The 7,673-nt window shown below is 72.8% G+C and carries 9 protein-coding genes and 1 pseudogene; 2 read left to right on the top strand and 8 right to left on the bottom strand.

The window, feature by feature from the left end:
* Nucleotides 1–35: 35 nt before the first annotated feature.
* Nucleotides 36–449 (bottom strand): nuclear transport factor 2 family protein, encoded by a 414-nt coding sequence (locus tag ACWGIU_RS23170; protein WP_453708652.1) that lies wholly within the window; start codon nucleotides 447–449, stop codon nucleotides 36–38.
* An 87-nt stretch (nucleotides 450–536) separates the two neighbouring features.
* Between ACWGIU_RS23170 and ACWGIU_RS23165 the strand changes: the two genes are divergently transcribed.
* Nucleotides 537–1,103 (top strand): PadR family transcriptional regulator, encoded by a 567-nt coding sequence (locus ACWGIU_RS23165; protein ID WP_453708650.1) that lies wholly within the window; start codon nucleotides 537–539, stop codon nucleotides 1,101–1,103.
* The gene (locus ACWGIU_RS23160; protein WP_453708648.1) at nucleotides 1,090–1,875 is read left to right on the top strand and encodes an SGNH/GDSL hydrolase family protein; all 786 of its coding nucleotides are present in this window, start codon (nucleotides 1,090–1,092) and stop codon (nucleotides 1,873–1,875) included. The genes ACWGIU_RS23165 and ACWGIU_RS23160 overlap by 14 nt, the downstream gene beginning before the upstream one ends.
* Nucleotides 1,876–1,915: 40 nt before the next feature.
* Here the strand turns inward: ACWGIU_RS23160 and ACWGIU_RS23155 are convergent, their stop codons facing one another.
* The 7 genes and pseudogenes from ACWGIU_RS23155 to ACWGIU_RS23125 form a co-directional block, all read right to left on the bottom strand.
* Entirely contained in the window at nucleotides 1,916–2,458 is a 543-nt protein-coding gene (locus ACWGIU_RS23155) for a GNAT family N-acetyltransferase (protein ID WP_453708646.1), read from the bottom strand.
* 88 nt (nucleotides 2,459–2,546) lie between these two features.
* Nucleotides 2,547–3,965, bottom strand: coding sequence for a sensor histidine kinase (locus ACWGIU_RS23150; RefSeq protein WP_453708644.1), 1,419 nt, complete (start codon nucleotides 3,963–3,965; stop codon nucleotides 2,547–2,549).
* Nucleotides 3,962–4,693, bottom strand: coding sequence for a response regulator transcription factor (locus ACWGIU_RS23145; RefSeq protein ID WP_328965071.1), 732 nt, complete (start codon nucleotides 4,691–4,693; stop codon nucleotides 3,962–3,964). Before ACWGIU_RS23145 ends, ACWGIU_RS23150 begins: the two co-directional genes overlap by 4 nt.
* A gap of 33 nt (nucleotides 4,694–4,726) precedes the next feature.
* Complete coding sequence (locus ACWGIU_RS23140) at nucleotides 4,727–5,287, bottom strand: hypothetical protein (RefSeq protein WP_453708642.1); 561 nt, start codon at nucleotides 5,285–5,287, stop codon at nucleotides 4,727–4,729.
* A 100-nt stretch (nucleotides 5,288–5,387) separates the two neighbouring features.
* A pseudogene (locus ACWGIU_RS23135) lies at nucleotides 5,388–5,668 on the bottom strand (cytochrome c biogenesis protein CcdA); the annotation flags it as partial.
* A gap of 226 nt (nucleotides 5,669–5,894) precedes the next feature.
* Nucleotides 5,895–6,659: a thioredoxin family protein gene (locus tag ACWGIU_RS23130; protein WP_453708640.1), complete on the bottom strand. Its 765-nt coding sequence runs from the start codon at nucleotides 6,657–6,659 to the stop codon at nucleotides 5,895–5,897.
* A gap of 347 nt (nucleotides 6,660–7,006) precedes the next feature.
* A complete protein-coding gene (locus ACWGIU_RS23125) occupies nucleotides 7,007–7,570 on the bottom strand; it encodes a hypothetical protein (protein WP_453708638.1) in 564 nt (187 codons plus the stop codon).
* Between the last annotated feature and the right edge of the window lie 103 nt (nucleotides 7,571–7,673).

The following is a 7,673-nucleotide window of genomic DNA, read 5'->3' as shown; positions in this document are numbered from 1 at the left end:
GTACCGCCCGGTGCCGTCGAGCGCGGTCCGGCGGCCTACGCGAGGCCGTCGGCGACCAGGCCGGCGAGGACCGCCTGACCCAGGGCCTGCACGGCGGACTGCGGCCGGACCATCACGGTGAACTCCTTGATGCGGCCCGCCTCGTCGAAGTGGAGAAGGTCGATCCCGTGGATCTCCCGGCCCTCCACCGCCGCCCGGAAGAGCAGGACCTCCGCCGGGGCCTGCGCGCCGTCGGCGCTGGTCTCGGCCGCCCCCTCGAAGTCGCCGATGTAACGGAAGTCCTCGAAGACGCGCAGGAGGACCCCGAAGAGTCCCAGGACCATGGGCCGCCCCTCGAAGGGCGTGAACTTCACCGGGCTGAAGAACCGGACGTCCTCCGTGAACAGGTCCTCCAGCGCGGCGAGATCCCGCTTCTCCACGGCGGCGCGGAAGCGTTCGGCAGTCTCCATGACCCCTCCTTCATACTCATGAATCTGACTAGTCACTTTCATGAGTATGATGCAGGGGTTGACGAGGAAGGGGAAGGGGCGACCGCGATGGCCTTGCGACATGCCGTTCTGGCGGCGCTGCTGGACGGCGAGTTCAGTGGCTACGAGCTGGCGAAGTCCTTCGACATCGGCGTCGCGAACTTCTGGCACGCCCTGCCCCAGCAGCTGTACGCCGAGCTGGCCAAGCTGGAGAAGGAAGGGCTGGTCGAGGGCCGTGAGGTGGTCCAGGAGACCCGGCCCAACAAGCGCCTCTTCCAGGTCACCGAGGCAGGCCGCACCGAACTGGAGGAGTTCGCCGCGGCCCCGCTGAAGTCCTCCGTCATCCGTGACGACCTCCTCGTCAAGGTCCAGACCGCCGACCGGATCGGCATCGAACCGGTGATCGCACAGCTCGAAGCGCGCGCGGTCGCCGCGGACGCCAAGATCGAGTTGCTCGGCAGGGTGCTGCGCAAGATGCGCGGTGACATGGACGAGGACGAGTTCCTGCTCCGCGGCGAGCGGATCGGCGGGTACCTGACCGGTCTGCGCGGCCTCGCCTTCGAACAGGGACACCGCGACTGGTGCCGCCGGAGCGCGGCGATCCTGAAGGAGAGGCTGAACCGTGCCGAACGGTGAGTACCTGCGCTACGTCGCCCTCGGTGACAGTCAGACCGAAGGCCTCGGCGACGGGGACGACACCGTGGGCCTGCGCGGCTTCGCCGACCGGTTCGCCGAACACCTCACCGCCGTCAACCCCGGCCTCCGGTACGCCAACCTGGCCGTCCGGGGACGCCTCGCCGGGCAGGTCCGCGCCGAGCAACTGGGCCCCGCCCTGGCCCTGCGCCCCGATCTGGCCACCGTCGTGGCGGGGGTCAACGACATCCTCCGGCCCCGGTTCGACGCCGAGGAGGTCGCCGGGCACCTGGAGGAGATGTTCGCCGCGCTCACGGCCGCCGGGACCCACGTGGCGACCGTGACCTTCCCCGACCTCGGGAAGATCGTGCCCCTCGCCCGGCCCGTCGCGCCCCGCATCGCCGACCTCAACGACCGCATCCGCGCGGCGGCCGCCCGCCAGGGGGTCATCGTCGCCGAGACCGCCCGGCCGGCCGCCGTGGCCGACCCCCGGATGTGGACCGACGACCGGCTGCACGCCAGCCCCGTCGGTCACGAACGGATCGCCGCCGCCCTCGCCCACGCCGTCGGCCTGCCCGGCAGCGACGACAGCTGGACACACCCGCTGCCGCCGCGGCCGACCACACCGGGCGGCTCGACCGTCGTGGCCGAGCTACGCTGGGCGGCCGCGTTCCTCGGCCCCTGGCTGGGCCGCCGCCTGTGCGGCCGCTCCTCCGGCGACGGCCGCACCGCCAAGCGCCCCGCCCTGCTGCCGCCGGCCGGCGCCGTCGACTGAGGGCTGTCCCGGATCGAGACCCTGGACCGTGGGCCTCGGCTCAGATGTCGCCCTGGACCAAGGCGTGCAGGTGCTGGTCGTGCCATCCGTCCGCGTGCAACAGCGCGCCGCGCAGGGTGCCTTCGAAGGTGTATCCGGCCTTGTCCGCCACGCGGCAGGAGGCCGGGTTCGCCGTCGAGTGGCACAACCGCAGCCGGTGCAGGCCGAGATCGTCCAGTGCCCAACGGCTGACCCGCCGGGTCGCCTCGACCGCGGCGCCCGCACCGCGTGCCGCGGGGAGCAGCCAGTAGACGATCTCGGCGCTGCCGCCCTGGAGGTCGATGTCGCCCCAGCCGATCAGGCCCACGGCCTCGCCGTCCGGCCGGGCGACGGCCCAGATCGCGGCGAGTTCGGCCTGCCATCGCCGGCGCATGCGCTCGATCCTCTGGCCCGCCTCTTCCGGGGAGTTCACCAGCAGCCGGTTCCAGAGGCGGATCGTCCGGTCCTGCCCGGCGGCGAACAGGGCGTCGGCGTCATCCGCATGCCAGGGGCGCAGCTCCCACCCACCGGACAACGCGAGTACGGGCTGTTCCGACCCGGCCATACGGCCTGCTGGAACGACATGCGGTATCGGCGAGCCGGAGATCATCGCGGCATCCTGCCACAGCTCCCGACCCGGCGCGCCCGTACGGTCACCGCTTGCGCGGCCACCATCCCGCGCGCCTGCGCGAGCCGCGCGGCCCGCGCTCGGAGCGCAGAGGTGGCGCCAGGGCGAAGACCACGATGATGTGCGCGCCTCCGTGCGGGGCGTGCGCGATCCGCATCGAGCCGCCGGTGACGGCCGCGGCCCTGCGGGCGATGTCGAGGCCGAGCCCCGAGGAGCCCGTGCTGCTCCCGCGGGAGAGCGCCCGGTCCGGTTCCGGGATGCCCGGGCCGGAGTCCTCCACCACCAGTTCCACGGCCTGGGCGGTACGGGCGACACGGACCCCGAACGCGGTACCGGGCGGGGTGTGGCGGAAGACGTTGCCGATGAGCGCGTCCACCACCGCGGCGATGTCGTCGTCGCTGAGGCTGACGGCCGTGGGCTCCTGGGTGAGGTCGAGGGAGCAGGCGCGGTCCTGCTGCTCCGCGAGAACCGCCCAGAAGGCGGTCCGGCGCCGTACGACATCGGCCGCCTCGGAGCGGGGGCCGTCGGACGGTCCCGCCGGCCCCGGTGCGGTCGCCTGCTGGACCGTACTCGTGTCCACGCTGCGCAAGCCGTGGCCCATCGGGCCCACGGCGAGCGGCGTGCGCGCCGCGGTGATGATGGCCTGGAGTTCCGACTCCAGCGCGTGCACCGCCGCCTCGACCCTGGCCGACTCCGGCGTGCCCGCCATCCGCTCCGATGCCAGGTGCAGGGCGGTCAGCGGGGTGCGCAGCCGGTGGGACAGGTCGGCGACCAGTTCGCGCTCGATGGCGAGCAGCTCGGTCATGCGGTGGGCCATGGCGTTGAAAGCGACGCCCGCGTCGCGCAGTTCCTTGGGACCCATGGGCTCCACCCGGGTGTCCAGGTTGCCCTGACCGAGGGTCAGCGAGGCCTGGGCGAGCTTCTTGGAGGACCGGACGACCTTGGCGCCGAGCCGGTCGGCCACCAGCACCGAGCCACCGACCAGGCCAACCGCGAGGAGCAGCATGACCGCCCAGGAGGCCTTGACCCCGCGGGTCAGTTCCTCGTCGGGGACGAAGTTCTCGATGACGGCGACCCGGTCGCCGGGGAGCACCACCGGCTGCAGACAGATCCATCCGCCGGCAGTCTTCTGGGAGATGGACTCGCGTCCCTGCTGGGCCCGTTCGAGCAGTTTCACGGGGGCCTGGGAGTCGCCGAGGCTCTGGGCGTCGGGGAGATGGACGACGAGGTGCTCGGCCGCGTCGAGTCCGGCGGCGGATTCCCGCAGCGCGGACGGATCCGTGGTGAGCGTGAGGACGGGTGCGAGGGCTGCGGCGCGCTGCTCGGCCGCGGTGACGCTCTGTTCCTTGACCAGCGACATCACCAGTGCGCCCAGAGGTATGAGGAAGGAGAGGGCGACCATGGATGTCACGGCGAGCGCGACTCCCGCCAGGGAGCGTCTCACCGCGGGGCCACCAGTTTGATGCCGACGCCGCGGACCGTCAGCAGGTAGCGCGGGGCCGCCGCGCGTTCGCCGAGTTTGCGGCGCAGGGACGACAGGTGCACGTCGACGGTCTGGTCGTCGACGTACGGCTCGCGCCAGACCTCGGTCAGCAGTCGACGTTTGGAGACGACCTGGCCGGTGTGGTGGGCGAGGAAGGCCAGGAGGTCGAACTCCCGCCGGGTGAGGTGGAGCTCCCGGCCCGCCAGGTACGCGGTGCGCGCGCCGGGGTCCACCGCCAGCTCGCCCACGGTGGTGGCGCCCATCGGGTCGGCGGCCGGCGCCGGCCGTGCGCCCTGCGCGCTACGGGCCGTGCCCGTGGGGGGAACGTGGCTGGTGCGCCGCAGGACGGCCGAGAGGCGGGCTATGAGCTGTCCTCCGGAGAAGGGCTTGACCAGGTAGTCGTCGGCGCCCGCGTTGAGGAGCTTGATGATTTCGGTCTCGTCGTCGCGGGCGGTGGCCACCAGGACCGGGACGGACGATATGCCCCGGATCATGCGCAGTGCGTCTCCCCCGTCCAGATCGGGCAGGCCCAGGTCGAGGACCACCGCGTCGACGGGCGTCTGGGTGACCTCGCGCAGGGCCCCGAATCCGTCGCCGACGCTGCGTACGGCATACCCGTGCTCCGCCAGGACCTCGATGAGTGACTGGCGGATGCTGGGGTCGTCTTCCACGACCAGGACGCTGGGCATGGGCACACCTTAGGGGTTCGGTCCGCGTACCTCTCAGGGGGTGTCGAACGTCGGGCCGTCATCGGTGAGGCGCAGGTGTACGGGATGGTCGGCGACCGGAATGGTGCAGCCCTCCTGCGCGCTGCAGCTCGCGTAGCCGAGCAGCACCGTCGCGTCCCCGTTCCCGTCGGCTCGGACGGGCAGTGTGGTGGTGACGGGGCCGTCCGGGTAGACGGGCATCGGGGCGTCGACGCCCGGCACGCTGATGGACCGTACGCCGGCGGCGGCCGTCAGCTTCCCGTCGGTCTTGAGGACGCCGGTGACGTCCACCGCTGTCGGCCGGCCCACGCCTTCTACGCCGGTGAGCGGCAGTTCGGTGCTGTACAGGTGGAAGCCCTTCTTCTCGGGGGTGAAGACGGCGGTCAGCGTGCCCTTCGAGGCGTGCCAGTCCGCCACCGAGAGGGTGACGGTGACGCCGTTCTCGGTGAAGCCGGTCGTGGCCGCCGGCGCCGCCGCGCCGGCCGGGGACTCCTTGGCGGACCGGTCGCCGCACGCCGTGAGCGCGGTCAGACAGAGGAGGGCGATCACGGTCCGGGCCGCCCGGGTACGCCTCATGCGCGGGGAAGGATTCATCTGTGTCCGTGCCTCTTGTGTCGGGGAAACGCATCGAATCGGTCTGGGGTCTCGGGGGGCGAGGGGTGGGCCCGTGCGGGGATCACACGGCGGTGGTGAAGTCCGCGCTCCACAACTGCAGCCGGTACACCAGGTCGTTCCACACCCCGGTGGCCAGCAGCACGCCGACGAGTACGAGCATCCCGCCGCCGATCCGCAGGACCCACGGGTAGTGGCGTTTGACCAGGCCGAAGGCGCCCAGGGCCCGCCGGAAGGCCGGCGCGGCCAGGACGAACGGCAGCACGAGGCCGAGGCAGTACGCCGCCATCACAGCGCCCCTCGGGCCGCGCTGGCCTCGCTCCAGGCCAACGCCTGTACGGCGGCGGCGCCGGCGCGGCGGGCCGGTCGGCGGGGTCGATGACCGTTGCCTCGGCCGCCGTCCTGACCACGGCGCTGTCCGTGGTCGCCGGTCCGGCCGCCGCCTCGGCGCGGCTGCCGTCCGCGGCGACCGTGCCGACGGCGGCGAAGACACAGCCGGCCGCGGCCGCCACGAGGGCTGCTCCGGCCAGGGACGCCGTACGCATCCGGACCCGGCGCGGGCCGACCGGTCTCACGCGGCCCACTTGCGCAGGAAGGCGTTGATCCCCTCCGCCGTGAGGGAGGGGTTGCCCGTGGTGTGGGTGTCGGTGCGCACCTTGCCGGACGAGTTGACGACGATCAGCACGGGCATCGTGTAGGTGCCGCCCGAGGGGCTGTACTTGCGCAGCAGCGCGGAGTTGGCGGAGCTGTTGCCACCGATGTCGATCTTGACCAGGTGGTACGAGGCTCCGAGGATCGCGGCCGTCTGCGGCTGGGCGAACACCTTGTCGGCGGCCTTGCAGTTGCCGCACCAGTTGGCCCCGAAGTCGAGCAGCACCATCCTCCCGTCGGCCTTGGCCGCGGCCAGTGCGGCATCGATCTGCTTCTGCCCGTCGGCCGAGCTGTCGTAGCCGGGCCCCGGTACCCGGGCCGGAGCGACGGGCGCCGCCGACGTACGGGGGGACTTGGGGGCGGTCGAAGCGCTCTGGGACCGGGAGGAGGTCGGCGCGGAGGAGGTCTGCGCGGTGGCGGACGCCGACGGCGAGGCCGACGCGCTCGGGGAGGCCTCGGTGGACGCGGAGGCCGACGGCGTGGCCGGGGCGAGGGCCGTCGCGGACTGTCCGACCGTGGTCGGCGAGGCCGAGCCGACGGGCTCGGAGGACGGCCCGCAGGCAGCGCACAACCCCGCCGCGACGACGGCCGCGGCGACGAGCGGCAGCCGGACCCCCAAGGGCGCGGCGGAGCGGGGCTGCGCGGCGTGGCCGGCACGGACGGTTCGGAGTATGCGAGAAGTCATGGCGAAGACACCCCAAGGCGCGCTGAGAACTACGGGAAGGGCGAGAAGCCTCCCGACTCGGTGAAGCCGGTGGTCCCGCGGTTCGCCGGGGCGGTGTGCCCGGGCGCCGGGGCCGATCGACCGACGTGAGCATAGGACCGCGGTGGGCCCTGCGAACCCCCTGAGCGCGATCTTGAGGTTCCCCTAAGAAACAGCTCACCTTCCGCTTCACCGGGACCCGGCCGATGAGCGGATACGGGGAGGCAATCCCCGCGAAAGGGGGGTCAGGAGGGACCGAACGGTGCGGACCGGCCGAAGCGGTCACGCCCCTGCGGGCAGGCCGGCCGGAGAGCCGACCCGGCCCGTCGTCAGAACGACGTCTCGCGGACGCTGGCCTTGGCCACCGGGTCGATGGTCGCGGTGATGACCGACCGATGGTCCGAGCTGCTGAACGTGACCGTCAGGGTGTCGTCGTCGGTCTGCGAGGTGGTGGCCTTGAACCCGCGACTCGGGACCGCGGAGATCAGGCACACGCCGCGGCTCCCGTACCGCACCGTGACCTTGCCGCCCTGCGAGGGGACGGTGTGCAGGCCCGGTCCGCCGTTCTCGCAGTCGACACCGGGTTTGGGTGCGGTGGTCCGGGCGGCCGCCGAGGGCTTCGCGGTCGGGGAGGACGGAGCCGAGGGGGGCGGAGCCTCCGTCACGGTGGGCGAGGGGCTCGGGGACGCGGAGGCGGTCGGGGACGGGCCCTGCGAGGGGTCCTGCACCGCCGTCCACGCCGGCGGCGAGTCGAAGACCAGGGGGGCGGACCGGGCCACCGGGGGCGTATGGCTGGTGGAGCCGACCACGAACTGGACCGTGGCGAGCACGGCCGTCACGCTGGTGGCCGTGCACGACAGCCATATGAACAGGTAGCGCGGAAATCGGGGCACGGCCCCATAGTGGCCGACGGTCCGGGCCGCGCGTCACCACCTCCCCCGTGGAGCGCGTGGGAGCACCGCCCCAAGGGCTGTCCCGTCATCCCCGGTGGAGGGG

It is taken from the genome of Streptomyces sp. NPDC054840 (genome assembly GCF_053611065.1).
This window is presented reverse-complemented; position numbering and strand designations above follow the sequence as displayed.